This window comes from Mesorhizobium sp. B3-1-6, assembly GCF_006439555.1.
Lineage (GTDB): Bacteria > Pseudomonadota > Alphaproteobacteria > Rhizobiales > Rhizobiaceae > Mesorhizobium.
In genome coordinates this window covers 160,866-184,805 of record NZ_VFTM01000002.1, presented here as the reverse complement: position 1 = coordinate 184,805, position 23,940 = coordinate 160,866, and the positions used below count along the sequence as shown (strand labels likewise).

The window sequence follows — 23,940 nt, the reverse complement described above, 5'->3', positions numbered from 1 at the left end:
CCGATGAACTCAAGCGCCCTTTCATGATGAACCGTTTTGAAGGCCCGGGCGGCAGGGAAGCCCGGATCCGTTATCTCGACGGCGACTTCCAGGTCACCAGTCCCGGCTCTTTCGTGCGCTGCGCGGTGACGGGCGAGAACATTCCCCTCGACGAGCTCAAATATTGGAGCGTCGCCCGGCAGGAGCCCTATGTGAACGCGGCGGTCTCGCTTGCCCGCGAGATCGAGATGCACCCGGAATTGCGCAAGCGGGGATAGGCCATGCGAGCCCATGGCACCGCGGCCATCGACCTCGACCGCTTAGGGCACTGCATTGAAAAACTTCAGGAAATCTCTCAAGACCCTTGTTCGCATGCCGCTTGTCATGCGTGCGAGATTGCGCGATCGGGCGGTGTCGAGAGCGCCCCGATTCAAGCTGACGGCCTGCGCCATCTTCCGTGAGGAAGCGCCGTTCCTGGCCGAATGGATCAGGTTCCACCAGAATGTGGGATTTGAGCATTTCTATCTCTACAACAACTTCTCGACCGACGACTTCAAAGCCGTGTTGAACCCGTTCATCCAGGAGGGGCTGGTTACGCTGGTCGACTGGCCGCGGCCGGTGGGGCAGTTGTCGGCTTATAGGGACTGCATCCGCAGGCACTGGCGTGACGCGTTGTGGATCGGATTCTTCGACATCGATGAGTTTCTTTTCGCGCCCGACGGACGTGACGTGCCCTCGGTTCTGAGGGACTATCGCGACCTGCCAGGCGTTTGCGTCTGGCAAGCGTTCTATGGCTCCTCCGGCCATGTCGAGCGACCGGAACGGCGGGTGGTCGAGGCATACACGATGCGAGCCGGGCCGGACATCACGACGGTCAAGACAATCCTCAATCCCCGCATGGTCTACAAGCCGGGCGTCCATCAGTCGAAATTCCTGTCCGGTGAAGGGATGGACACCCATCGACGAACCATCGCGCCCGGCGTGCCTCCCCAGCTCGATATCCTGAGGATCAATCACTATTGGTCGCGCTCGCTCGCCGACCTCGACCAGAAAATCCGGCGCGGCGACGCCTCGACTTCCGCGCTGCGCGACAGGGATTGGCATTTCGACTTCGAGAGCAAGCTCAATGTCGAGCGCGACGAGGCGATCCTGAAGGCGATGCGGCGCGCACGATAGCCGTAGCCACCTCCTCTTCCCCTCCCATCGACGGTCCCAGGCCGTCATTTCAGTGCTGACACTTTCGCATTTCTGAGGCTATTGGACAGCAAAGGGCGATGGGTACGGGGGTTATCGTGAAGGTTCTTGTGACGGGTGGGGCCGGCTTTATCGGCTCGCATCTATGCGACCTGCTGCTCGCACGGGAACGCCAGGTAATATGTGCCGACAATTTTTCGACCGGCTCGGAGGAAAACATCCGTCACCTTCTGGGCAATCCAAATTTCGAGTTTCTCAGGCACGACGTTACCGTGCCGCTCAAAGTCGAAACGGATGAGATCTTCAATCTCGCCTGCCCGGCCTCGCCCGTTCACTATCAGCGCATTCCGATCGAGACGACCAGGACCTGCGTCTATGGAGCGATCAACATGCTCGATCTCGCAAGCGCTTCCGGAGCCAGGATTCTTCAGGCATCGACATCCGAGGTCTATGGCGATCCGCAAGTCCATCCTCAGACCGAGGCCTATTGGGGCCACGTCAATCCGATCGGGCCGCGCAGCTGTTACGACGAAGGCAAGAGATGTGCCGAAGCGCTGTTCTTCGACCACTGGCGCCAGTCGAAACTACCGATCAAGGTGATGCGCATCTTCAACACATACGGGCCGCGCATGCACCCGTCGGATGGACGGGTGGTCAGCAATTTCATCGTCCAGGCCCTGCGGAACGACCCCATAACCATCTACGGCGACGGAAGCCACACGCGCAGCTTCTGCTATGTCGACGACCTCGTCGACGCGATGGTTCGGATGATGGCTACGCCCGACGATTTCGTGGGCCCCCTCAACGTTGGGAACCCGACGGAAGTCACGATCCTGGAACTGGCCGAACTTGTATTGGGTATCGTCGGCGGCAAGTCCAAAATCGAGTTCAAGCCCCTCCCGCAGGACGATCCCCGCCAGCGCCAACCCGACATAGGCCTGGCGCGAGCGACGCTGGACTGGTCTCCTCGCGTCGCTCTCGAAGATGGGCTCGGCGAGACGGTTCGCTACTTCCGCCGGCTGATCGACGGCAATTGACGGCGGGCACCGGGCAAGCCGGCGCTGGACCTGAAGACCGCTTGACGCTTTTCGGCACCACGCTCGAAGCTCAGCCCCGCATCTTGCGCAGGCGCCAGGCGTCGAGCGTCTCGTCTACGATGCGTTCGGGCACATGATCGAGCTCGAACACGGCCTCGATATCGAGCACGTCCAGTTGGTCGAGGAAACCGGAGGGCGTCTCGCCATGGCGCAGCCGCGCGGCGTCCTTTGCCGTGGTGACGAGGCGCAGCCCCTCCTGCCGGGCAAGCGTCAGGAGGTCGCCTAGCTCGTCCTGGGCGTAGAAATGATGGTCCGGGAAGGCTCGCGACAGCGCGACTTCGCCGCCCGCGCCGCGCACCGTGTCGAAGAATTTCTCCGGATGGCCGATGCCGGCGAAGGCCAGGAAGCGGCCGCCGGCGAAGCGTGACGGGTTAGCCGGCTCGACATGCGCCAGGAAGATCGGCCGGCCGGCGCGCGCCGCCTGGCGCACGACGCCGTCGGCGGCGGCCCCCTCGCCCATCTTCAGCAAGCCGCTGGTGAAGACCAGTTGGTCGACGACCCTGGCGCGGAGCGGCCCGCCCGGGATGACGCGGCCGTTGCCGATGCCGAAGCGGGCGTCGACCACGACCAGCGCATAGTCGATGTGGATTCGCGCCGACTGGAAGCCGTCATCCATGATCAGGAAGTTGCAGCCATGTTCCTCGATGAGCAGCTTCGCGCCGGCGGCGCGGTTCGCCGTCACCGCGACGGGCGCATGTTCGGCCAGCAGCAGCGGCTCGTCGCCGACATGCTTGGCGGCGTCGTGATGCGCATCGACCACATGCGGCCTGGCGAACGAGCCGCCATGGCCACGCGACAGGAAGCCCGGCGTGAGCTGCATGCGCCTGGCCTGCCTGGCCAAGGCGATGGCGACCGGCGTCTTGCCGCTGCCGCCGACGGTAAGGTTGCCGACGCACAGGACCGGCGCTGCGACCTTCTCGCGCGGGGCGTGGCGCATGCGGCGGCCGGCGACCAGCCCATAGATCGCCGATGCGGGCGACAGCGCAAGCACGCGCCAGTCCGGTTTTTCCCACCAGAAGGGTGGCGCTTCGCTGGTCATCGCGCTTGCCCCATGCGTCTCGGCTTCGCGCATGGACTTTTCCAAAAACCGGTCCCGATTTTTGGCATCATGATCTAGCGCCCGTTTGCGCCTTTCAGGCGCGCCTTGACGACCAGCGGCTGGATATAGGGCTCCAGCGATTTCAGCGTGCGGGCAAGCGCGCCGCGCATCTCGTCGACGGTGGCAGCACCGGCCGCCATCATTTCGTGGCGCGCCACTTCGTTACTCAAAAGGAAATTGACGGCTCCGGTCAGCATGTCGCGGTCGCGCACCAGCTTGGCGCCGCCGCTGTCGAGCAGACGCTGATAGGCCTCGCGGAAATTCTGCACGTTACGGCCGGCCAATACTGCGGTTTCGAGCATCGCCGGCTCGAGCGGGTTCTGGCCGCCTTGCGAAGTCAGCGAGCGGCCGACGAAAGCGATCTCCGTCAGCCTCAGATAAAGGCCCATTTCGCCGATCGTGTCGCCGAGAAGGATGTCGGTATCGTGGGAGATGCGGTCACCCTTGCCGCGCCTTGCCACGGACAGGCCCATGCCGGAAATCTGCGCGGCCAGCGCATCGGCGCGATCGGGGTGACGCGGCACGATGATGGTCAAGAGCCCGTGATGGCGCTTGTGCAGGCTGGCATGGACCTCCGCGGCCACGACCTCCTCGCCATCGTGGGTCGAGATCGCAGCCCAGGTCGGACGGCCGCCGATCTGGCGCTGCAGGGTGGCTAAGGCCCGCTCGTCGGCCGGCGGCGGGCTGGTGTCGACCTTGAGGTTGCCGGAGACGGTGACCGGCCTGGCGCCCAGCGCGCGGAACCGCTCGCCGTCGACATCCGACTGGGCGATGACGTGGGCAAGATTCTCGAACAGCGCCTCGGCAACGCCGGCGCGCTTCTTCCAGGACATGAAGGAGCGGTCGGACAACCTGCCATTGACCAGAACCTGCGGCACGTTGCGGGCGCCAAGCTCCAGGATGGTCATCGGCCAGATTTCCGATTCGGCGATGATCGCCAGTTCCGGCCGCCAGTGATCGAGGAAGCGGCTTACCGCCGGCTTGAGATCGAGCGGCACATATTGGTGGATGATGCGGCTGCCGAGACGCTCTTCGGCGACCTTGGCCGAGGTCACGGTGCCGGTGGTCAGGACGATGTTGACGCCATAGTCGAGGATGCTCTGGACCAGCGGCACCACCGCGATCGTCTCGCCCACGCTTGCGGCATGGATCCAGATCACCGGCCCTTCCGGACGGGGACGGCCGGCGACGCCATAGCGTTCGCGGCGGCGGACGCGATCCTCCTTGCCGCGCGAGGCGCGCCAGGCGACATAGGGGCCGATCAGCGGATAGGCGGCCGCCCCCGCATAGCGATAGGCAGTCAGGGCCGCACGCGCCCAGCGCTCGCTCATTTGCCGCCGTCCACGAGGCGATAAGCCTCAGCCGTCGCGACATTGAGAGAGGCAGTGAGCTCCTGGCGCTTGCGCTCCATCTCGGCGTCGTCGGCATCGGCGGGCACGAAGACAGGCGGCCCCACGATGACCGCGGAGCGGCCGAAAGGCAGGTTGATGGTGGTCTTGTCCCAGCTCTTCTCCAGCACCTTGCGGCGGCTGGTGGCGATCGCCGAGGGCAGGATCGGCCGGCCGGAAAGCCTTGCCAGGAGAACGATGCCAAGCCCGGCGTCGCGCGGCGTGCCGTTCGGGATGTCGGCGATCATGGCGACGTTCTTGCCCGCGACGAGCGACTTCTTGAGCGCGATCAAGGCCTTGGCGCCACCTTTGTCGAGATGCCTCGAACTGTTGCGGCCGCCCGAGCCGCGCACCGCCTCGATGCCGAATTTCTCGATCATCAGCGCCTGGAGCTCGGCGTCGGCGCTGCGCGAAACCATGGCGACCAGCTGCCGGCCCTTGGGATAATAGGCGGGGGTCAAAAGATGCTGGCCGTGCCAGAGCGCGATGATGCCGGGCTCGAGATGGGCATAAGCGCCACCAGCTACCTGGGTCGAGCCCTCGACCAGCGGGCTGGTGAGGCGAATCAGCCGCAGGAACCAGGCGAACAGGCTGGCGATGAAGTTCTTGACGAAACTCGACTGCGCCAACGGCTCGCGGATACGCCGCCACAGCGTGCGCGTTCCGCCGCGCCTGGCGGCGCGCCGCCTGGTCGCCCCTTTCACCGCTTCATGCTCCATCGACGTCAACCGCCGACCTTCGATTCTGGATCGAGCAGACGGTGCAGATGAACAACGAAATAGCGCATATGGGCATTGTCGACACTGGCCTGCGCCTTGGCTTTCCAGGCGCCAAGCGCGGTCTGATAGTCGGGATAGATGCCGACAATGTCGAGGGAGTCGAGGTCACGGAACTCGGTTCCACCCAGCTTTTTCAGCTCGCCACCGAAAACCAGGTGCAAAAGCTGCTTCTTTCCGTCTTCCACGGCCATGCCGACCCTTCGCAGATTCATGAGTTTTGTGAAACGTTTAGCCCAAAGCGGCCGATTTTGGAACTGCGGGCCGACTCACCCTTGGTCAATGCCGGCAATTACGCCGGCGAGCACAGCAAGCAGCTCGCCGCTGCCGGCGGCGAGCGCGCCGTGATTGATCACCTCGCCGGCGTAGCGCGGCGGCTTGCCGGTACGGTCGAGCAATGCGCCGCCGGCCTCGGTGAGGATCAGATCGGCGGCGGCGATATCCCAGTCATGCGCGCTCGGCTTGACGAAGGTGGCGTCGAGCTTGCCGGCGGCGATCATCGCCAGCCGATAGGCAAGCGAAGGAATGTAGGCCGTCCGCCGCAGCCTGTCTTGCCAGGCCTCCGGCATCAAGTCGACCAGCGGCTTGGGTCCGCCGATATCAACGCTTTCGCCCAGCGGACGCACATGGATGCGCTTGTCGTTCAGATAGGCGCCCTCGCCCGGCAGCGCCCAATAGGTCTCGCGCTTGGCCGGGCATTCGAGCACGCCGGCCAGCGAACGCCCGTCCTCGACCACGGCGACGCTGACGCACCAGGAATGCAGGCCGTCGAGAAAGCCGCGCGTGCCGTCGATCGGGTCGACGACGAAGGTGCGGCGGGCCGACAGCCTGGCATGGTCGTCGGCGGTCTCCTCCGACAGCCAGCCATAATCCGGACGCGCCTTGAGCAAGGTCTCGCGCAGATAGGCGTCCGCGGCATGGTCTGCCTCGCTTACCGGCGAGGTGCCGCCCTTCATCCACACCTGCGGGCTGTTGCCGAAATAGCGCATGGCGATGGCGCCGGCCTCGCGGGCGGCCTCGCGCAGCAGAGCGAGGTCGTCGCGGGCCTCATTCGAAGTCAATTGGTCAAGCGCCGGCAAGGGTCATCCCTTCAATCAGGAGCGTCGGCGCCGCCGTGCCGAAATTGCGGTCGAGATCGTTGGCCGGCACCATGTTGAGGAACATGGTCTTCAGGTTCGAGGCGATCGTCACCTCGGCCACCGGATAGGCCAGCGCGCCGTTGTCGATCCAGTAGCCGGAAGCGCCGCGGCTGTATTCGCCGGTCACCATGTCGACGCCCTGGCCGAAGACCTCGGTGACATAGAAGCCGCTCTTCAACGACGCGATCAAATCCTGCGGCGAACGCTCGCCCGGCTCGATGGCAAAGTTGGTCGAGGACGGCGAAACCGACGAGCCGCTGCGCGAGCCGCGTCCATTGGTGACGAGACCGAGCTCGCGCGCGGCCGAGGTCGACAGGAACCAGTGGTTCAACACGCCCTTCTCGACCATCAGCAGCTTGTCGCCCTCGACGCCCTCGCCATCGAACGGGCGCGAGGCCTGGCCGCGCCGCCGCAAAGGCTCGTCGGTGACGGTGATGGCGGCCGAGGCCACCGCTCTGCCCATCATGTCGCGCAGGAAGCTGGTCTTGCGGGCGACCGCGGCGCCGTTGATGGCGCCGGCCAGATGGCCGGCTATGCCGCGCGCGACGCGCGGATCGAACACCACGTCGACCGGGCCGGTCGCCGCCTTGCGGGCGCCGAGGCGGCGCACCGCGCGTTCGCCGGCCTTGCGGCCGATCTCTTCCGGCGCGTCGAGATCGGCGAAATGCTGGCGCGAGGAGAATTCATAGTCGCGCTCCATCGCCGTGCCCTCTCCGGCAATGACGCTGGTCGAGCGCGAGAAACGTGAGGCGACATACTGGCCGACAAAGCCATGCGAGGTGGCGAGAACCAGGCCGCCAAGGCCCGCGCCAGCGCTGCTGCCCGCGGAATTGGTGACGCCCTTGACCGCCAATGCGGCCGCTTCGGCGGCAAGGGCAGCTTCCTTGAGCTGGTCGGCGGAAACTTCGGTCGGGTCGAAGAGATCGAGATCGCGCAAATTGCGGGCGAGCAGCGCGGGATCGGCGAGGCCCTGGAACGGATCCTCGGGCGAAACCCTGGCCATGGCAACGGCACGCTCGGCAAGCGCCTTCGGGTCGGATGCGGCGGTGGCCGAGACGCTCGCCACACGCTGGCCGACGAAGACGCGCAGCGACACATCCTCGCTCTCCGACGATTCAGTGCCCTCGACCTTGCCCAGCCGGACCGAGACGCCGGCCGAACGGCCGCGCACCGCGACCGCGTCGGCCGCGTCGGCGCCGGCGCGCCTGGCAGCCTCGACGAGCGCCGCGACGCGATCGGTCAATTTCGCTGCGTCGAGCTTATCGGTCATAAGGTTGTTCCTGTTTGTTCACGCCGTCTGCCAAGCCGGATCCGGCCGCGTCCATCCGTGGCTGCCACCGCACCATCTATTGTTCCATTGCCGCTTGTGCAATGGGCGGCGGGCAATCAGGATACCGCGACCAAATCGCCCAAAGCGACAGGAAGGGGTTCCGATCGCGGGAAGAGCGTTCACGCTCTGATGAAGGGGTTTGGCCGCCTGCGTCAGCGCCGAGCTGATGGCGCCCGGCTAAAATGGGGGAAGGATGGACTATTTCGTCGGTGGAGAGTTTGCGTATGACTGGACCTCCCATCACCTGAAGCTTTGGGAGGAGCTTCTCGGCGACAAGGCCGGCACGGCGACGGCGGTGCTCGAAATCGGCTCCTTCGAGGGCCGTTCGGCGCTGTTTTTCCTGCAGTTCCTGCCAAAATCCCGCATCACCTGCGTGGACAGCTTCCAGATCGGCGAAGAGCATGTCGGCTCGAAGTATGAATCGGACATGGCCGAGGTCGAACGGCGCTTCGACCGCAACCTCAAGCCCTTCGCCGGCCGGGTCGAGAAACGCAAGGGCCACACGGTAACGATCCTGCCGGGCCTTGCCGCCGAACACCGGCTATACGACGTGATCTATGTCGACGGCGACCATTCCGCCACAGCCACTTACAGCGATGCCCGACTGGCCTGGGACCTGCTCGACAATGACGGCGTGATGATCCTGGACGATCATCGGTGGGGACCGGATCTGCCGATGGCCAGGCGCCCCGAGGCAGGGATCGAAGCCTTTCTGAACCAGGTCGCCGGGGAATACGAGCTGTTGCACCGGGACCGGCAGATCGCCATTCGCAAGAACGGGATCGTCGCGGCCAAGTCATTCACGATCGCTGGACGCGACATCGGGGAACTGGCCGGCGGCGCGCTGTCGCCGCCGCTCGTCAGCTTCGTCGTCATCAACTGGAATTACGGCCGCTATGTCGGCGCCGCGATCGATTCCATACGCCGGCAGGACTATCCGCATTTCGAGTGCATCGTCATCGACAACGGCTCGACCGACGACAGCGTGCAGGTGATTGCCCGGCATGTCGAGGGCGATCCGCGTTTCCGGGTCGAGACGCTGGCGCAAAACGGCGGCCAGCTCGGCGCCGCCCTGTGGTCGCTGGACAAGGTGAATGGCGGATTCGTGACCTTCGTGGACGCGGATGATGTGCTGTTCGACAACTACGCTTCGACGCACATCCAGGTGCACATGGCGTTGCAACGAAGCGTCGGCTTCACGTCAGCCAACGTCGCCGAGATGGATTCGACTGGCAAGGCCCTGACGGCCTCCTACCAGCAACTCCAGTTGAACAGACCGGACGCGCAACGAGGCCTTCGAGGCGAGCAGACCGTGTTGAGACTGCCGACGGTGTCCCCCTCGCAATACCGGCTCCTCGACGCCAACACGGCGACCATACCGCGGTGGCAAATAGGCTGGCTCTGGGCACCGGGTAGCGCGAACATGTTCCGTACATCGGTGCTGCGTCTGTTGAGCCTGGACGACGGCAGCAACCCGCGGATGACGTCGGCGGACGGCTATTTCAATACGATCTGCCATGCCGTTGCCGGTAGCGCTCTGATCGACATGCCCTTGTCCGGCTATCGCCTGCACTCGAGCAACTATTTCGCGACCGGTGAAAGCATCGAGGGCATGCGTAGCGGAACAAGAGATTACACTGTCAAGTTGGAGCAATTCACATATGAAAGCGTAAGATTCCTGATCGAACAAAGCGACCGTTTCGACTGGCTTCTGGGGGCAGAGTTTTGGCCTGTCGTAGACCGGGTCACACGGGAAAACCCTGATAAGTTGCGCGACTATTTCAGCAATGAGACCGCGGTCGAGATATTCAAGCGCAACGCGCCGCAATTGAGGTCTGTCTTCGGTGCCAAAGGATTCAGCAGGGAGGTCACGGCCCGGTTTTCCGGCGCACAGGCAAGATCTATCCTCAGAGCCGGTTTCGGAGGCGGAATTCCGATGCGCGTCCTTCGCAAAATGTTGTCCCGCGATCTCCGCGCCTTCCTGAAGAGGAAGCCGAGACGATAATGACCGCGCCGAAAATCAGCTTCCTCATCATCAACCACAATTACAGCCGCTATGTCGGCCAGGCGATATCGAGCGTTCTGTCGCAAACTTATGACGACTTCGAATGCCTCGTCGTCGACAACGCCTCGACCGACGACAGCCGCGATGTCATCGCGGAGTTCGAGAATACCGACCCCAGGCTGGCGTTCGAATATCTGGACAGCAACCTGCACCAGATGGGCGCATTCCTTCACGTCGTGGATCGCCTGGCGGGGGAATTGGTCTGTATCGTGGACGCCGACGATTTCCTGTTCGCGACCTTCGCGGCCTTCCACGCCCAGCTTCATCGCGACTGCCCGACGATCGCGGCAACGTCGAGCGGCGTTCTTGAAACCGACCATGCCGGGCGGCCGCTGTCTTCCGGTTTTGCATGGCTGCTGCACCGCAGGGTGGGCAGGCCCTTCGATCCCGATCGCTCAAATTCAGATCACATGATCTTGGGAGGACGAGAGCGCGAGTTGCTCTGGCAACACTCAACAGTGATAGAACCGCACGAACCCGGCTGGCACTGGTCGCCTGGAACGGCGAACATGTACAAGCGGCATTATCTTGCCCGATGCAAGCCATCTCGGGCCGTTGTCGGCAATGCCGCGACCGACAATTATTTCATGCCGTTCGTGCATGCCTTGGCTGGTTCGGCCTGCATAGATCTTCCGCTTTCGGCCTACCGAATTCACGGAAGCAACGCGCATGGCGCGCAGCCCTCCATGCCGGGCCTGAGGACATTCAGCAAAGCCGCCCATCAGCGCTCGTGCGCGCGGCGAAGCGCCATCGTGCGCGAACTGGCTTCACGTGCCCGGGATTTTGTCTCGACCCACGGACGTGCTTTCTGGACCCTGATGGATGCCCCCAGCGTGCCGGATGGGGTTCCGTTGAACGCATATTTCAACGACCCTGCAATTCAGGATATTTTGGCCGATCATTTCGACGAGATCCTGGCGGCATGCGGAGAAGCCGAGACGCGCGAGGCTTTGCGCGCCCGCATGGGGCGCAAAGGTTACAAACAATTCCTGGCCTTGCAGAGTCGGGGAAAATCCCGACCTGACTCAAAGGCCAACGGCCGCTGACATCACGCCACCGGCGCCCAAATCACGTCGTCGATCCTTGCGGCGCCCGTCGCCAGCATCACCAGCCGATCGAAGCCGAGGGCCGAGCCGCTGGCTTGCGGCATGTTGGCCAGGGCAGCGAGGAAATCCTCGTCCAGCGGATAGCGCTCGCCATAGACGCGCTCCTTCTCGTCCATCTCGGCGATGAAGCGGCGACGTTGCTCGGCAGGGTCGGTGAGCTCGCCGAAGGCGTTGGCGAGCTCGACACCGCAGCAATAAAGCTCGAAGCGCTCGGCAACACGCGGATCCTCGGCACTCGGCCGGGCGAGTGCCGCTTCCGAAATCGGATAGCCGTAAAGGATGGTGGCGCGCCCCTGCCCCAGCGCCGGCTCGATCTTTTCGACCATCACCCGGCTGAACAGGTCGGCCCAGTTGTCGTCGGGCGCGGTGCGCAGTCCGGCTCGGACCAGCGCTTCGTGAAGCGCGTCGCGATCGGTGCCGCCGTCGACCGAGACGGTCGCAAGAAGGTCGATGCCTGCATATCGAGTAAAGGCTTCGGCCACGCTCAGCCGCTCCGGCTCGGCGAACGGGTCGGCCTCGCGACCGCGGAAACGGAAGCTTGTGGCGCCGGCTTTTTGCGCGGCGAGCGCCAGGAAGTCGGCGCAATCGTCCATCAGACGTTCAACTGTATCGCCGACGCGGTACCATTCGAGCATGGTGAATTCAGGGTGATGCAGCGGCCCGCGCTCGCGGTTGCGCCAGACGGGGCCGAGGCTGAAGATGCGTTCCTCGCCGGCGGCGAGCAGCTTCTTGCAGGCGAATTCGGGCGAGGTGTGGAGATAGAGCGGCCGGCGCGACGCGTCGGGCCCGATCGCCTCGGTGGCGAAGGCGGCAAGGTGCGCCTCGTTGCCCGGTGAAACCTGCAGCGCCGAGGTCGTCACCTCGACGAAATCGCGTTGCGCGAACCAGCCGCGAAGGGCGGCGGCGATGGCATTGCGCGCCATCAGCCGTGGCCGGCGGTCGGCATGGATATACGGCGTCCACCAGGGCGAGGCGGCGGTCATGGGCAGGAAAATCGCTCGGCAGGCTGGCGGTTCAGCGCAAGATGCGCTACGGCGCAGGCGATGGCCGCCGTCGCCGCTTCGCGGAAATCGACGCTTGCAGGCCGACAAACTCGAATGGGATCGAATACCGTGGTCAAGGTCATCGCCAGTTCCTTACGCAAAGGCAACGTCGTCGATAAGGACGGCAAGCTCTATGTCATCCTCTTTGCCGAAAACATCCACCCTGGCAAGGGCACGCCGGTGACCCAGCTCGACATGCGCCGCATCGGCGACGGAGTGAAGGTCTCGGAGCGCTACCGCACGACCGAAATGGTCGAGCGCGCCTATGTCGAGGAGCGCGAGCACACCTTCCTCTATTCCGACGGCGAAGGTTTTCACTTCATGAACCCGGAAAGCTACGACCAGGTCGTGGCCTCGGAAGCCGTGGTCGGTGACATGGCGCCCTATCTGCAGGAAGGCATGGCCGTCCAGCTCGCGCAGTTCAACGGCGTGCCGATCTCGCTGGTGCTGCCGCAGCGCGCCACCTTCGAGGTGGTCGACACCGAGCCGGTCACCAAGGGCCAGACGGCGTCTTCGTCCTACAAGCCGGCAATGCTCTCCAACGGCGTGCGCACCGCCGTGCCGCCGCATATCTCCGCCGGCACGCGCGTGGTGGTGATGACCGCCGACGGCTCCTATGTCGAGCGCGCCAAGGACTGAGAGTCCGCAGTTTCACAGCGGCCCAACCGCCATGGCCCGCCCGCGACCAAGCGGGCCATGGTACGGTTGTCCGCCGCCTGGATGTCAGGCTCCGACCCGAAGCGAATTTACATTTGCCGCGACGTGAACGGCAGCCGCGCTCAAATGTCGCCGTGCAACGACCGCGAGCCAATCCTGAAAGGCGCCGTACGTTTACCTCGGGCAAATGTTGCGCTCGAAAAGCCGACATGGCACTTCCCCGCGCGGCAGCTCTGACCTTGGCCCAAAAGCCCGGCTTGGCTAGAGTTCGAAAGATGCTGGACGCCATTCACCACGTCGCGCTTATCTGCACCGACTACGATCGGTCGCGACGGTTCTATGTCGAGTTCCTCGGCCTGGACCTGATCCGCGAGGTCTATCGGGAGGACCGGCAGTCTTGGAAGGCCGACCTGCGAATCGGATCCGCCCAGTTGGAATTATTCTCCTTCCCTGACCCGGTGCCGCGGCCGTCTTATCCAGAGGCGACAGGGCTGCGGCACCTGGCATTTGCTGTGGGGAACATCGACCTCGTGGTTGTGCGCCTGGAAGCCGCCGGCGTTGCCGTAGAGCCAATCCGGATCGACCCATATACGGATCGGCGCTTCACCTTCTTTAGCGACCCGGACGGATTGCCGTTGGAACTCTACGAAGCGCAATAAAGCACCGTTTAATACGACAGTCTGCGTATCGCGCGCAGCAGCGATCCAGGCGGAACCCCAAGGCGGGTGACCAGTTGAAAGGGATTGGAAAGGAGACACGTCATGGCCGACGGTTCCACCTTGCAACCCGCTGCTACGATCGCTCACAAGAACCGCGCCCGCCAGCCGAACGAGAGCGTCGAGTACCGCAAGGCGCGCGAGGCCCTGTTGATCGAGGAGATCGAACTCAACCGCCACATCGCGCGCGTCGCCGCCCAGCGTCGCGCCTTGCCGCCTGGCGGCGAGGTGAAGGGCGACTATCAGTTCATTGGCGAAGCCAGTAGCGTGGCCGGCGCCAATCCCGTCGGCTTCGAGGAGCTCTTCGGCGATAAGGATACTCTGTTCGTCTACAACTGGATGTATGGCCCCAAGCGCCAGCGCCCTTGCCCAATGTGCACCGCGCTCCTGAGTTGCCTGGATGGCAACGCCGACCACCTCCGCCAGCGAATCGCCCTCGCCGTCGTCGGCCTTTCGGTCATCGAGCGGCAGATCGCCTTCAAGGTAGAGCGTGGCTGGAAGAACCTGCCTTTCTACGCCGACGTCAACGGGAATTTTAGCCGGGACTACCACGCGATCATGGACGATGGGACCGATACCGCCGCCGAAAACGTCTTCACCCGACGCGACGGAACCATTCGGCACTTCTGGGGCGCGGAGCTGGGTTTCGAGTCAGCCGATCCGGGCAAAGACCCGACAACCGAGCCGGACTTGATGATGCTGTGGAACGTCCTGGACTGGACGCCGGAAGGCCGCGGGACCGACTGGTACCCGAAGATCACCTACTAAGCGGTCGAGATGGTTCGCCCGGAAAAGGGCGGAGACCTGCTTAATCGGCTCACGGCCCCGCTCAAGGCATTCGCCATGTTGTCACCAAGCATCTGCAATTGGCGCTCAGCGGCCTATCCGCTTGCGAGCATTCCGCGCTGTCCAATTGGTCACGATCAGGCCGCCACTTCCACCGGCAGGCCGGCGGCTTTCCATTCCGGCATGCCGTCCTCAAGGCGGCGCGCGGAATACCCGAGCGAGCGCAACGCCGCGACAGCCTCGAAGGACATCACACACCACGGGCCGCGGCAATAGGCGACGACCTCCCGGTCGGGAGCGACGGTGGCAGACCACGCCCTGACTTCCCCCAACGGCACATTGATGGCGCCGGGCACATGGCCGAGCGCGAATTCATCGGCAGGACGAACGTCGACCAGCGTCACCAGCCCGTCGCGCATCAGCGTGCGGAGCTCGTCGCGCGTGACCGGCCGCATGTCGTCGCGCGCGTCGAAATAGCCGCGCACGATGCGGTCGACCTCGGCGAGATGCCGTTCGGCGACGCCGCGCACCGAGGCGAAAGCGGAGAGCACGCTTTCATCAGCGAGTGCGTAGCGGACAAACTTGCCGTCGCGCTCGGCCGAGACGATGCCGGCGCGGCGCAGCGCCTGCAGATGCTGGGAGATGTTGGCGACAGGCTGGCCCAGCTTGACCGCCAGCGCCTCGACGCTGCGCGGCCCCTGCGCCAGATGCTCGATCATTTCCAGGCGCAGCGGATGGCCGAGCGCCTTGGCGACGATCGCGAACTGCTCGTACAGCGCCTGTTTCGGATTGCGGATTGACATCGCCTTTTTACTAACGCATCGTCATTCAATAGAATTATTGAATGACAGTTTCAGCTCGGACTGTCAAGCAGGGCACGCTGCCCGGCCGTTCGCCTGCTCGGAGGAAAAAGCGATGATTCTCAGGCAGTTCCTGCATAGCGACCCGGTGGCCGCCTCCTACCTGTTCGGCTGCGGCGGCAAGGCTTCTGCGGCCGTGGTCGATCCGCTCGGCGACATCGCGCCCTATGTCGAGGCGGCGCGCGCGACCGGCATGCGCATCCTCTATGTCGTCGACACGCATATCCATGCCGACCATATCTCGGCCGGCCGGGCGCTTGCCGAAGCGACCGGCGCCGAATACGTGCTGTTCGAAGGCGCTGCGGCCGACTTCCCGTTCCGGCGCGTCAAGGACGGCGAGGTGCTGGAGCTTGGCAATGTGACGGCGACCGTCATGCATACGCCGGGCCACACGCCGGAACATTTGAGCCTTTTGGTCACCGACCGGACGCGATCGACCGAACCCTGGTTCGTGCTCACCGGGCACACGCTGATGGTCGGCGATCTCGGCCGCACCGAGCTTGCTTCAAACGCCGAGGACGGCGCCCGCGCGCTCTACGCCAGCGTGCGTCGCCTGAAGGAATTGCCCGACCACATCGAGGTGCTGCCCGGCGCCTATTCCGGCTCGGTCTGCGGCCGCTCGCTGAGCGGCAAGCCGACATCGACCATCGGCTTCGAACGGCGCTTCAACAAGGCCTTCCGCATCGAGGACGAGGATGAGTTCGTGGCCGCGATGACCGCCGACATCCCTCCCCCGCCGCCGGAGGCAGCGCGGACCCGGGCCGTCAACGCCGGGGCGAAATCTTGAGCACAGCGGCGCCCGCCGTCGCGCTTGGCCTCAAGGCCAACTGGAAGCAGTTCGCGCTGCTGGTGCTGATCAACGCCTTCGTCGGCGGCATGGTCGGCATCGAGCGGACCGTGGTGCCGCTGATCGGCGCGGAGGAATTCGGCGTGGCTTCCACCACACTGGTCGTCTCCTTCATCGTCAGCTTCGGCGTGGTCAAGGCCTGCGCCAACCTCGTCTCCGGCCAGCTCGCCGACACATGGGGCCGCAAGCGCGTGCTGATCCTCGGCTGGCTGTTCGGCCTGCCTGTGCCCTTCATCATCATCTCAGCACCGAGCTGGGGCTGGATTGTCGCCGCCAACGCGCTGCTCGGCATCAACCAGGGCTTCGCCTGGTCGATGACGGTAATCATGAAGGTCGACCTGGTCGGGCCGAAATCGCGCGGGCTCGCCGTCGGCCTCAACGAGTTCGCCGGCTACCTCGCCGTCGGCGTCACCGCATTCCTGACCGGCTATCTCGCAAGCCGTTACGGCTTTCGTCCCGTGCCGATCTATCTCGGCGTCGGCTATGCGATCCTGGGTGCGGCGCTATCGATCCTGCTTGTGCGCGACACGCGCGAGCATGTGCGGCTGGAGCTGGCGAACCATCCGAAAGCAGCTTCGCCGCTCGGCTTCCGCGAGATCTTCATGCGGACCTCGTTTGGCGATCGCAACCTGTTCGCGGCCTCGCAGGCGGGCCTGGTCAACAATCTGAACGACGGCATGAGCTGGGGGCTGTTTCCGCTCTTCTTCGTTGCCAACGGGCTCGGCATCGAGCGCATCGGCATCCTCAAGGCGGTCTATCCGGCGGTGTGGGGCATCCTCCAGGTCGCGACCGGACCGTTGAGCGACCGCTGGGGCCGCAAAGGGCTGATCGTCGCCGGCATGTGGGTGCAGGCGGCCGGGCTTCTGCTGACCGCCATGACGCGCGATTTCGGCTGGTGGCTGCTGGCGAGCCTGCTGCTGGGCCTCGGCACGGCGATGGTCTATCCGTGCCTGATCGCGGCGGTGTCGGACGCATCGCATCCCTCCTGGCGGGCGCGCTCGCTCAGCGTCTACCGTTTCTGGCGCGACCTCGGCTATGCGATCGGGGCGCTGTCGGCAGGCCTGATCGCCGACTTCTTCGGCTTCTCAGCGGCGATCGGGGCAATCGCGGCGCTGACCTTCCTGTCGGGTGCGATCGTCGCGATAGCGATGCGCGAGACGCGTGCCGCCGCCGTGGTTCCGACATCAGCCGACAGTTGAGACCGCCTCCGAAACGAGGGCCGCGTTTACGTTAATGGAAGCTTGATGCTGCGCGGGATTTGCCCGTCCGCTACAATTGCGGCAGTTGAATTTTCCTCGAGATCGTTCATGAGCAATCCGAACCGCATGCCGTGGGTGGATACGGCAAAAGGTCTTTCCATCCTCCTGGTGGTGATGATGTACTCGGCCTACAACACCGGTGAATACACCGGCGGCGTCGGGTTCCTGCATTATGTCATCGGCTTCGCGACGCCGTTCCGCATGCCGGAATTCTTCCTGATCTCGGGCCTGTTCCTGTCGCAGGTGATCGACCGGCCATGGCGGCGCTATGTCGACCGCCGCGTCGTCCACTACCTCTATTTCTATGTGCTTTGGGCGATCATCTCGATCGGGCTGAAGATCGGCATTTTCAGCCGCGACCCCGCCGGCATGCTGCACGATCTCGCGATGGCCGCCGTCCAGCCCTACGGCGTCCTGTGGTTCATCTACATGCTGGCGGTTTTCGGGATCGTCATACGACTGCTGCGGGAGCTTCGCGTGCCGCACTGGATCGTCATCTTGGCTGCCGCCGCGCTGCAGATGTGGGCGCCGAAGCCCGACAGCTACGCGCTCGAGCAGTTCGCGGCCTATTTCGTGTTCTTCTATCTCGGCTTCGTCCTGGCGCCGCTGATATTCCGGCTGGTCGAGTGGACACAGGCTCGCTCGGCGATCGCCGTTGCGGGCCTGCTTGCCTGGGCGCTCGTCAACGGCCTGCTCGTCTATTCGCCGGGCTACGCCGTGCAGCCGGTCGGCATGCAGATGGGCCTGGCGGCATGGCCGCCGCTGCATCTGTCGCTTGCCGTAGCCGGCGCGGTGGCGCTCTGCGTCGCCGGCGGCTTCCTGTCGAAATTCGCCTCGATGGAATGGCTGCGCTGGCTCGGCGAGCATTCGCTGGTCGTCTATGTCGCCTTCACCATCCCGATGTCGATCTTCCGCGGCGTCATGCTGGCAAGCGGCCTTCTGACCGACACCGGCATGCTGAGCCTCGCCGTATTGCTCGTCTCGGTCGTCAGCCCGGTGGTGCTCTACTTCATCGTCAAGCGCATCGGCTTCGGCACCTTCCTGTTCGAGCGGCCGGCCTGGGCGCATGTCGACAGGCCGAACGCCGCCAAGGCCTCCAGCAAGCCCATGCCGCGGCCGGCACGCGAGGCGGCCTGATCAGGCCGCCCCATCCATTAGCCCGTTACTTGCCACCGCTGTGTCCCGGGCGCCGCGCGGCCTTGATCTTGCCGCTGCTCCCGCCGCCGCAGAAGAAGCAGCCGCCGCCGTCGGATTCCAGCCCCGACACGCCGGAGGGCATCGCCAGTTCCTGCAGCACGTCGCCTGTGTCGGGATCGACGCGCACCAGATCGCCCTCCTCGCCCTCCCAGGTGGCATGCCAGAGCTCGCCATCGACCCAGGTGACGCCGGTGACGACGCGCTTCGATTCGATCGTGCGGATCACCTTGCCCGTTTCAGGATCGATCTGATGGATCTTGTGTGCCCGGTATTCGCCGACCCAGAGCGAACCCTCGGCCCAGGCCATGCCTGAGTCACCCCCGTTGCCGGGGGCAGGAATGGTTGCGACGACCTTGCCAATCTTCGGGTCGACCTTGTGGATACGATCCTCGGCAATCTGGTAGAGATATTCGCCGTCGAAGGCAGTACCGGCATGTGAGGCGACATCGATCGTACGCACGATCATGCCGCTGTCGGGATCGAGCGCGTTCAGCTTGTCGCCACTGGCGAACCAGACATTTTCGCCGTCATAGGTAACGCCGTTGACGCGCTCGACGCCGGGGAACGGTCCGAATTCACGCAGGATCTCGGCAGCGGCTCGTTTCATTTTCCAATCTCCATCGGTCTCTTGTGTCAGCTTCGACTCTAGCCGCCCGACTTCAAACCTGAGAGTAACAACACAGTCGCGAATTTACCGAAGCCGGCGCCTTAAAGTTCGACGCAGACCTTGCCGAAATGCTTTTGGCTCTCATACGACCTGAAGGCCGAAGCAATCTCGTGCAGCGGAAAACTGCGACCGATCACGGGCCTGAGGCCATTGACCGTTATCGCCCGGATCATGTCTTCCTGGTCAGCCCTGTTCCCGATGGAAATTCCACTAACGCGGATCTGATTGGAAAACAGCGCCGGGATCGACACTTCTCCGGCGAAGCCGGTCAACACCCCGATCAGAGCGATGTGGCCGCCTATCCTGCAAGCCGTTGTCGACTGGGCCAGCGTGCCTGGACCGCCGACCTCGACTACATGATCGACACCGCGTCCATCGGTCAGGTCCCTCGCCTTGCTGCCCCAGTCCGGCACGGCCTTGTAGTTGATGAGAGCATCGGCGCCGAGTCGCCGTAGCTTTTCGAGTTTCGCATCCGAGGAGGATGTAGCAATAACACGGGCACCAGCCATCTTGGCGAACTGCAGCGCGAACAGCGACACGCTGCCCGCGCCGAGGATCAGCACCGTATCGCCGGGCTTCACCTGACCGCACACCACCAGGCCTCTCCAGGCAGTGACCCCGGCGCAAGTGAGTGTAGCCGCCTCCACGTGGGTGTAACCCGCCGGCGCTTTTGTGAAAGCCTGCCAGGGCATGCACGCATACTCCCGCGCATAGCCATCGAAATCGTCGCCCAATTCGCCCCGCTTGTTCGCGCGCGAAGCCTCGCCGCCCAGCCAATCGGGCCAATAGCAACTGACGACGGCATCGCCAGCCTTGAATGCTTCGACACCGTCCCCGACAGCAACCACCTCGCCCGCGCCATCGGATAGCGGAATACGACCGTCGGCGCAGGGCTTCTTGCCCGTGACAACCATGCTGTCGTGGAAATTCAGCGAGCACGCCCGGATCCGGACCAGCAACTCTCCCGATCCGGCTTCGGGCCGATCCTCCTCAACCAGTTCCAGTTTTTCCAGGCCGCCTGGCGCCCGCAATCTGATCAGTTTCATGACGTCTCCTCGATCCAGTATCGGGAAACTAGTCGCTGGGCAGCGGACCCGGGAGTAACAACACAGTCGGGAATCCGGTCACCGGCGGCATCATCCAACGGCGCGCCCGGCCGCGGCCGACGGCCTGCACCTTGTGTTCGGCCGAAAGCTGCTCCAGTGCGCGCTGGACGGTGCGCGCGCTGGCGCCAAGCGCGATCGCCAGAGCCGAGCTCGACCAGGCCTCGCCGTCGGTCAGGAAGGCCATCACCGCACCATGCTCCTCCTCAACCGGCGGCGCCAGCACGACGACCTCAGCGGCGCTGACCGGCGTGAGCGTGAAACCGGCGGCCGTCGCGTTGATTTCCGCCAGCCCGGCGAGCTCGGCGCGCAGCCGTCCCATCTCGACCCTGAGCCGCGCGCGATGCGATTCATCGGCGTGCCTGGCGCGAAAGGCGCGCCTCAGCAGCACTTCGCGCGAGGCATCCGCCGGCCATGCCTCGGCAAGCGTGCGCGCCAGCGCGAACAATACAGGCCGGGTCGCAAGCGAAACGACCGCGTCGGCCTGGCGTACGACGTTGCGGCAGGCATCGACGACCAGCGCGCCCGAGGTCAGCAGCGCTTCGACCTCGTCGAGCAGCAGTTCTTTCTCGGTGCCGCGCGCGATCAGCCGGCCAACCGGCGTGTTCAGCACCAGGGACGCCGCTTCGACTTCGGCCTTCAATGCCGGGATGTTGGCTTGATAGGCGGCAAGCGATGCCCGGCCGAAGGCCGAGCGCGCCGCCTTGGTCCTGAGGCGGCGGACGGCTATGCCGGCGGCCGCCAGTTCATGCGCGACGCGCGCCACCGGCGGCAGCGGCGCCGGATCGAAGTCCGCCAGCAGGCGCTCGGCTTCGTCGAGGCGGCCGATCAGGATGAGGCGGCGCGCCTCAAGACTGCCGGCATAGGCAGCGTTCAACCGGTCGCCACGCGCGGCGAGCGTCGCACGGGCGAATCGCAGAGCCTTCTCCGGCCAGCCAAGATCGCGCGAGACCAGCGCGATCTCGGCCTCGGCGACGACGCAACGCGCACGCGCTACCGCTTCCCTCGGGCTGAAGGCGCGGGCGGCGTCCTTCAGCAACGCCTTGGCCTTGGCGAAATCGCCGAGCTGCGCCATCGCGATGCCGCGCAGCGCCAGCGCCGGCGCATCGTCGCGCAGCGCGACGCGCTTCAAGGCGCCGAGCGGATCGCCCGCGGCAAGCGCGCGGCCGGCGGCGTTGATCAGCGAGTCCATGCCGCCGCCTCAAAGCCCGCTGCAGCAAATCGCGCCACACTTGTAACTCTCACCATCGCCGGATGCGGCCCTATGTCTGTCCTCGTCACCCCCAACCAAACCCAAGAACGGGACAAGAGCAATGACCCAACACATGAAGACACCGCCGGTCGTTTCGCAGGAAGCGTGGGAAGGCGCCTATGAAGAGATGCTGGTGAAGGAAAAGGCCGTCACCCGCGCCCGCGACGCTCTGGCCGCCGAACGCCGCCGCATGCCGTGGATGGAAGTCAAGAAGGACTATGTGTTCGAAGGCCCGAACGGCAAGGCGAGCCTTCTCGACCTCTTCGAAGGCCGCCGGCAGCTTGTCGTCTACCGCGCCTTCTTCGAGCCCGGCGTCTTTGGCTGGCCCGAACATGCCTGCCGCGGCTGCTCGCTCGGCGCTGACCAGGTCGGCAACCTCGCCCACCTCAACGCCCGCGACACCACGCTTGCCTATGCCTCGCGCGCGCCGCAGGCCGACATCCAGCGGCTGAAGAAGCGCATGGACTGGAAGATGCCCTGGTACACCATCACCGACAGTTGGGATAAGGATTTCGGCGTCGACGAATGGCACGGCCACAACGTCTTCATCCATGACGGCAAGCGCATCTTCCGCACCTATTTCGTCAACAACCGTGGCGACGAAGCGTTCGGCACCGTGTGGAGCTATCTCGACGTCACGCCACTCGGCCGTCAGGAGGTGTGGGAGGATTCGCCCGAGGGCTATCCGCAGACCCAGACCTACAAGTGGTGGAACTGGCACGACAGCTACGAGGAAGGCGCCGCGCCCGACCAGAGATGGGTCGAGGTGTCGGATGCCGGTGAAGCCGCGTTCCGCAACAAGAAGGCCTGAGCATGAAGCGGAACCGGCGGCGTGGAGTTGCGCCGCCGGAGCCGATCGCTTCGCCCTTGTTCCTATGTGCTTGAAACCTGCCCGCTTCAGAAGGTGGATATCATGAGCATCGACTCCCCTCGCCCGGCCGGCCTGAGCGGCTTCGGCCTCGCCGACTGGCTCTGTCTCGCCGCGGCGCCCACCTTCGCAATGATGGCGTTGCTGACGGCTGCCTATGACGGACACGACATGATGTGCATGTCGGGCGCCTCGGCGCTCAGCGGCATGGTGCCGATGTATCTGTTGATGGCGGCGTTCCATCTCGCGCCGTGGCTGCGGCTGGCCGCGCGGCGAGGGTGAGATCTTCGTTTGAGCGCCGTATTGCCCGATCACCGCTGCGAAATCGAGTGTCCGGCCCGCTACCCTTCAGGTCTTGACGAAAATAGACGCGCCTGAGACAGGGGAGCAAATGGAGACATTTGCTCCATGGGAGATGAGCAGGCGGTGGGCAAGCTTTGAAGCGCGTTTTTCGATTGCTTGCCGCTGCGATCATGGCGTCCGGCGTGACCGGATGCACCAGCATTTCCTACTATGCGCAGTCTTTGGAGGGCCATGTCGGGATCATGGCCGCGCGCAAGAATGTTGCGAAGCTGATCCATGATCCTTCGACGCCAGAGGCGTTGCGCACCAAGCTGACGTCGGCCAGCGCCATACGTCGCTTTGCCACGGAAGACCTGGCGCTGCCCGATAACAGCAGCTATCGCAGTTATGTCGACCTCGGTCGGAACGACGTGACCTTGGCGGTCTTTGCCGCGCCGCAATTCTCTCTCGCGCCGGTAACATGGTGCTTTCCGGTGTTCGGCTGCGTTCCCTACAAGGGTTATTTTTCGCGCAAGGACGCGCTCGAAAATGCCGCTGAACTGCAGCGACAGGGGCTGGACGTCTATGTGACGGGCATCACGGCCTATTCCACGCTAGGCTGGTTCAGCGACCCGCTGCTCAGCACCATGCTGCGTCAGAACGACACCTATCTGGCAAGCCTTGTCTTCCATGAGCTGGCGCATCAGAAAGTCTATGTGAACGGCGACTCCGCGTTCAACGAGGCTTTCGCGGTTGCCGTCGAAACCACCGGTACGAGGAAATGGCTGCGCGCCACCGGCAATCGCGCCGGATTGCGCAGTTACGAAGTCGATCGCAAGCGCAAGGCGGATTTTCTCGGACTGATATCGAAAACCCGGGACGAGTTGAGCCAGGTCTATGGAAGCCCGCGCAGCCCGGAGCGGATGGCGGCCGCCAAAGCCGCCACGATCGACAGGTTGCGGATACGCTACCGGCAAATGCGCGGCAAGCGATGGGCCGGATACCGCGGTTACGACGCCTGGTTCGATAGCCCGATCAACAACGCAAAGCTTGCCGCGACCGCCGTCTACAGCGAAGAGGTTCCGGCGTTTCTTCGCTTGCTCGACTTGTGCTCCGGCGACTATCCAAGGTTCTACGCCTCTGTTCGGCGGATCGGGACTTTGCCCGCGCCTTCACGTGCCGAGGCGCTTAGAACCGTGGCTGCGTGTCATTGACCATATAAGGAACTCG

General features: G+C 64.4%; 25 protein-coding genes. 14 read left to right on the top strand and 11 right to left on the bottom strand.

Features of this window, described 5'->3' with window-relative positions:
* Positions 1 to 23: 23 nt before the first annotated feature.
* From FJ414_RS03165 to FJ414_RS03155, 3 genes are all read left to right on the top strand, one after another.
* Entirely contained in the window at positions 24 to 257 is a 234-nt protein-coding gene (locus FJ414_RS03165; protein ID WP_040986608.1) for a DUF2093 domain-containing protein, read from the top strand.
* A 133-nt stretch (positions 258 to 390) separates the two neighbouring features.
* The gene (locus tag FJ414_RS03160; protein ID WP_246672283.1) at positions 391 to 1,155 is read left to right on the top strand and encodes a glycosyltransferase family 92 protein; all 765 of its coding nucleotides are present in this window, start codon (positions 391 to 393) and stop codon (positions 1,153 to 1,155) included.
* A gap of 98 nt (positions 1,156 to 1,253) precedes the next feature.
* Positions 1,254 to 2,210, top strand: coding sequence for a UDP-glucuronic acid decarboxylase family protein (locus FJ414_RS03155; RefSeq protein ID WP_140641203.1), 957 nt, complete (start codon positions 1,254 to 1,256; stop codon positions 2,208 to 2,210).
* 70 nt (positions 2,211 to 2,280) lie between these two features.
* On the opposite strand, the gene lpxK is transcribed toward FJ414_RS03155, so the two are convergent.
* The 6 genes from lpxK to FJ414_RS03125 all read right to left on the bottom strand — a co-directional run bounded on the left by lpxK (position 2,281) and on the right by FJ414_RS03125 (position 7,942).
* Positions 2,281 to 3,309: a tetraacyldisaccharide 4'-kinase gene (gene lpxK / locus FJ414_RS03150; RefSeq protein ID WP_140641577.1), complete on the bottom strand. Its 1,029-nt coding sequence runs from the start codon at positions 3,307 to 3,309 to the stop codon at positions 2,281 to 2,283.
* Positions 3,310 to 3,383: 74 nt separating this feature from the next.
* A complete protein-coding gene (gene waaA / locus FJ414_RS03145; protein WP_140641201.1) occupies positions 3,384 to 4,700 on the bottom strand; it encodes a lipid IV(A) 3-deoxy-D-manno-octulosonic acid transferase in 1,317 nt (438 codons plus the stop codon).
* Positions 4,697 to 5,476, bottom strand: coding sequence for a lysophospholipid acyltransferase family protein (locus tag FJ414_RS03140; protein ID WP_140641575.1), 780 nt, complete (start codon positions 5,474 to 5,476; stop codon positions 4,697 to 4,699). The genes waaA and FJ414_RS03140 overlap by 4 nt, the downstream gene beginning before the upstream one ends.
* Positions 5,477 to 5,481: 5 nt before the next feature.
* Positions 5,482 to 5,727: a DUF4170 domain-containing protein gene (locus FJ414_RS03135; protein ID WP_140641199.1), complete on the bottom strand. Its 246-nt coding sequence runs from the start codon at positions 5,725 to 5,727 to the stop codon at positions 5,482 to 5,484.
* A 75-nt stretch (positions 5,728 to 5,802) separates the two neighbouring features.
* Entirely contained in the window at positions 5,803 to 6,612 is an 810-nt protein-coding gene (locus FJ414_RS03130; RefSeq protein WP_140641197.1) for a 3'(2'),5'-bisphosphate nucleotidase CysQ, read from the bottom strand.
* Positions 6,599 to 7,942, bottom strand: a complete 1,344-nt coding sequence (locus FJ414_RS03125) for a TldD/PmbA family protein (protein WP_140641195.1) — start codon at positions 7,940 to 7,942, stop codon at positions 6,599 to 6,601. Before FJ414_RS03125 ends, FJ414_RS03130 begins: the two co-directional genes overlap by 14 nt.
* A gap of 253 nt (positions 7,943 to 8,195) precedes the next feature.
* Between FJ414_RS03125 and FJ414_RS03120 the strand changes: the two genes are divergently transcribed.
* The gene (locus FJ414_RS03120; RefSeq protein ID WP_140641193.1) at positions 8,196 to 10,007 is read left to right on the top strand and encodes a glycosyltransferase; all 1,812 of its coding nucleotides are present in this window, start codon (positions 8,196 to 8,198) and stop codon (positions 10,005 to 10,007) included.
* Complete coding sequence (locus FJ414_RS03115) at positions 10,007 to 11,113, top strand: glycosyltransferase family A protein (RefSeq protein ID WP_140641191.1); 1,107 nt, start codon at positions 10,007 to 10,009, stop codon at positions 11,111 to 11,113. The genes FJ414_RS03120 and FJ414_RS03115 overlap by 1 nt, the downstream gene beginning before the upstream one ends.
* Positions 11,114 to 11,115: 2 nt before the next feature.
* On the opposite strand, the gene epmA is transcribed toward FJ414_RS03115, so the two are convergent.
* Positions 11,116 to 12,156: an EF-P lysine aminoacylase EpmA gene (epmA, locus tag FJ414_RS03110; protein ID WP_140641189.1), complete on the bottom strand. Its 1,041-nt coding sequence runs from the start codon at positions 12,154 to 12,156 to the stop codon at positions 11,116 to 11,118.
* Between the two features lie 129 nt (positions 12,157 to 12,285).
* Between epmA and efp the strand changes: the two genes are divergently transcribed.
* From efp to FJ414_RS03095, 3 genes are all read left to right on the top strand, one after another.
* Entirely contained in the window at positions 12,286 to 12,855 is a 570-nt protein-coding gene (efp, locus tag FJ414_RS03105; protein ID WP_140542739.1) for an elongation factor P, read from the top strand.
* Between the two features lie 293 nt (positions 12,856 to 13,148).
* Positions 13,149 to 13,532: a VOC family protein gene (locus FJ414_RS03100; RefSeq protein WP_140641185.1), complete on the top strand. Its 384-nt coding sequence runs from the start codon at positions 13,149 to 13,151 to the stop codon at positions 13,530 to 13,532.
* Positions 13,533 to 13,634: 102 nt separating this feature from the next.
* Complete coding sequence (locus FJ414_RS03095; protein ID WP_140641183.1) at positions 13,635 to 14,357, top strand: DUF899 family protein; 723 nt, start codon at positions 13,635 to 13,637, stop codon at positions 14,355 to 14,357.
* A 155-nt stretch (positions 14,358 to 14,512) separates the two neighbouring features.
* Here FJ414_RS03095 and FJ414_RS03090 read toward each other — a convergent pair whose 3' ends face one another.
* Positions 14,513 to 15,178, bottom strand: coding sequence for a metalloregulator ArsR/SmtB family transcription factor (locus FJ414_RS03090; RefSeq protein ID WP_140641181.1), 666 nt, complete (start codon positions 15,176 to 15,178; stop codon positions 14,513 to 14,515).
* A 112-nt stretch (positions 15,179 to 15,290) separates the two neighbouring features.
* On the opposite strand from FJ414_RS03090, the gene FJ414_RS03085 reads away from it, so the two are divergent.
* The 3 genes from FJ414_RS03085 to FJ414_RS03075 all read left to right on the top strand — a co-directional run bounded on the left by FJ414_RS03085 (position 15,291) and on the right by FJ414_RS03075 (position 18,478).
* The gene (locus FJ414_RS03085) at positions 15,291 to 16,022 is read left to right on the top strand and encodes an MBL fold metallo-hydrolase (protein WP_140641179.1); all 732 of its coding nucleotides are present in this window, start codon (positions 15,291 to 15,293) and stop codon (positions 16,020 to 16,022) included.
* Positions 16,019 to 17,281 carry an MFS transporter gene (locus FJ414_RS03080; protein ID WP_246672282.1) on the top strand — a complete coding sequence of 421 codons (1,263 nt, stop codon included), beginning with the start codon at positions 16,019 to 16,021 and terminating at the stop codon, positions 17,279 to 17,281. The genes FJ414_RS03085 and FJ414_RS03080 overlap by 4 nt, the downstream gene beginning before the upstream one ends.
* A gap of 108 nt (positions 17,282 to 17,389) precedes the next feature.
* On the top strand, positions 17,390 to 18,478 hold the full coding sequence (locus FJ414_RS03075; protein WP_140641175.1) for an acyltransferase family protein: 1,089 nt from the start codon (positions 17,390 to 17,392) through the stop codon (positions 18,476 to 18,478).
* Positions 18,479 to 18,503: 25 nt separating this feature from the next.
* On the opposite strand, the gene FJ414_RS03070 is transcribed toward FJ414_RS03075, so the two are convergent.
* The 3 genes from FJ414_RS03070 to FJ414_RS03060 form a co-directional block, all read right to left on the bottom strand.
* Entirely contained in the window at positions 18,504 to 19,145 is a 642-nt protein-coding gene (locus FJ414_RS03070) for a DUF5074 domain-containing protein (RefSeq protein WP_140641173.1), read from the bottom strand.
* A 101-nt stretch (positions 19,146 to 19,246) separates the two neighbouring features.
* Positions 19,247 to 20,251: an NAD(P)-dependent alcohol dehydrogenase gene (locus FJ414_RS03065; protein WP_140641171.1), complete on the bottom strand. Its 1,005-nt coding sequence runs from the start codon at positions 20,249 to 20,251 to the stop codon at positions 19,247 to 19,249.
* 28 nt (positions 20,252 to 20,279) lie between these two features.
* Entirely contained in the window at positions 20,280 to 21,500 is a 1,221-nt protein-coding gene (locus FJ414_RS03060) for a helix-turn-helix domain-containing protein (RefSeq protein WP_140641169.1), read from the bottom strand.
* 121 nt (positions 21,501 to 21,621) lie between these two features.
* Between FJ414_RS03060 and FJ414_RS03055 the strand changes: the two genes are divergently transcribed.
* From FJ414_RS03055 to FJ414_RS03045, 3 genes are all read left to right on the top strand, one after another.
* Complete coding sequence (locus tag FJ414_RS03055; RefSeq protein WP_140641167.1) at positions 21,622 to 22,371, top strand: DUF899 family protein; 750 nt, start codon at positions 21,622 to 21,624, stop codon at positions 22,369 to 22,371.
* 102 nt (positions 22,372 to 22,473) lie between these two features.
* Positions 22,474 to 22,710: a hypothetical protein gene (locus FJ414_RS03050; protein ID WP_140641165.1), complete on the top strand. Its 237-nt coding sequence runs from the start codon at positions 22,474 to 22,476 to the stop codon at positions 22,708 to 22,710.
* A gap of 191 nt (positions 22,711 to 22,901) precedes the next feature.
* Positions 22,902 to 23,924 carry an aminopeptidase gene (locus FJ414_RS03045; RefSeq protein WP_140641573.1) on the top strand — a complete coding sequence of 341 codons (1,023 nt, stop codon included), beginning with the start codon at positions 22,902 to 22,904 and terminating at the stop codon, positions 23,922 to 23,924.
* The last annotated feature ends 16 nt before the right edge of the window (positions 23,925 to 23,940 follow it).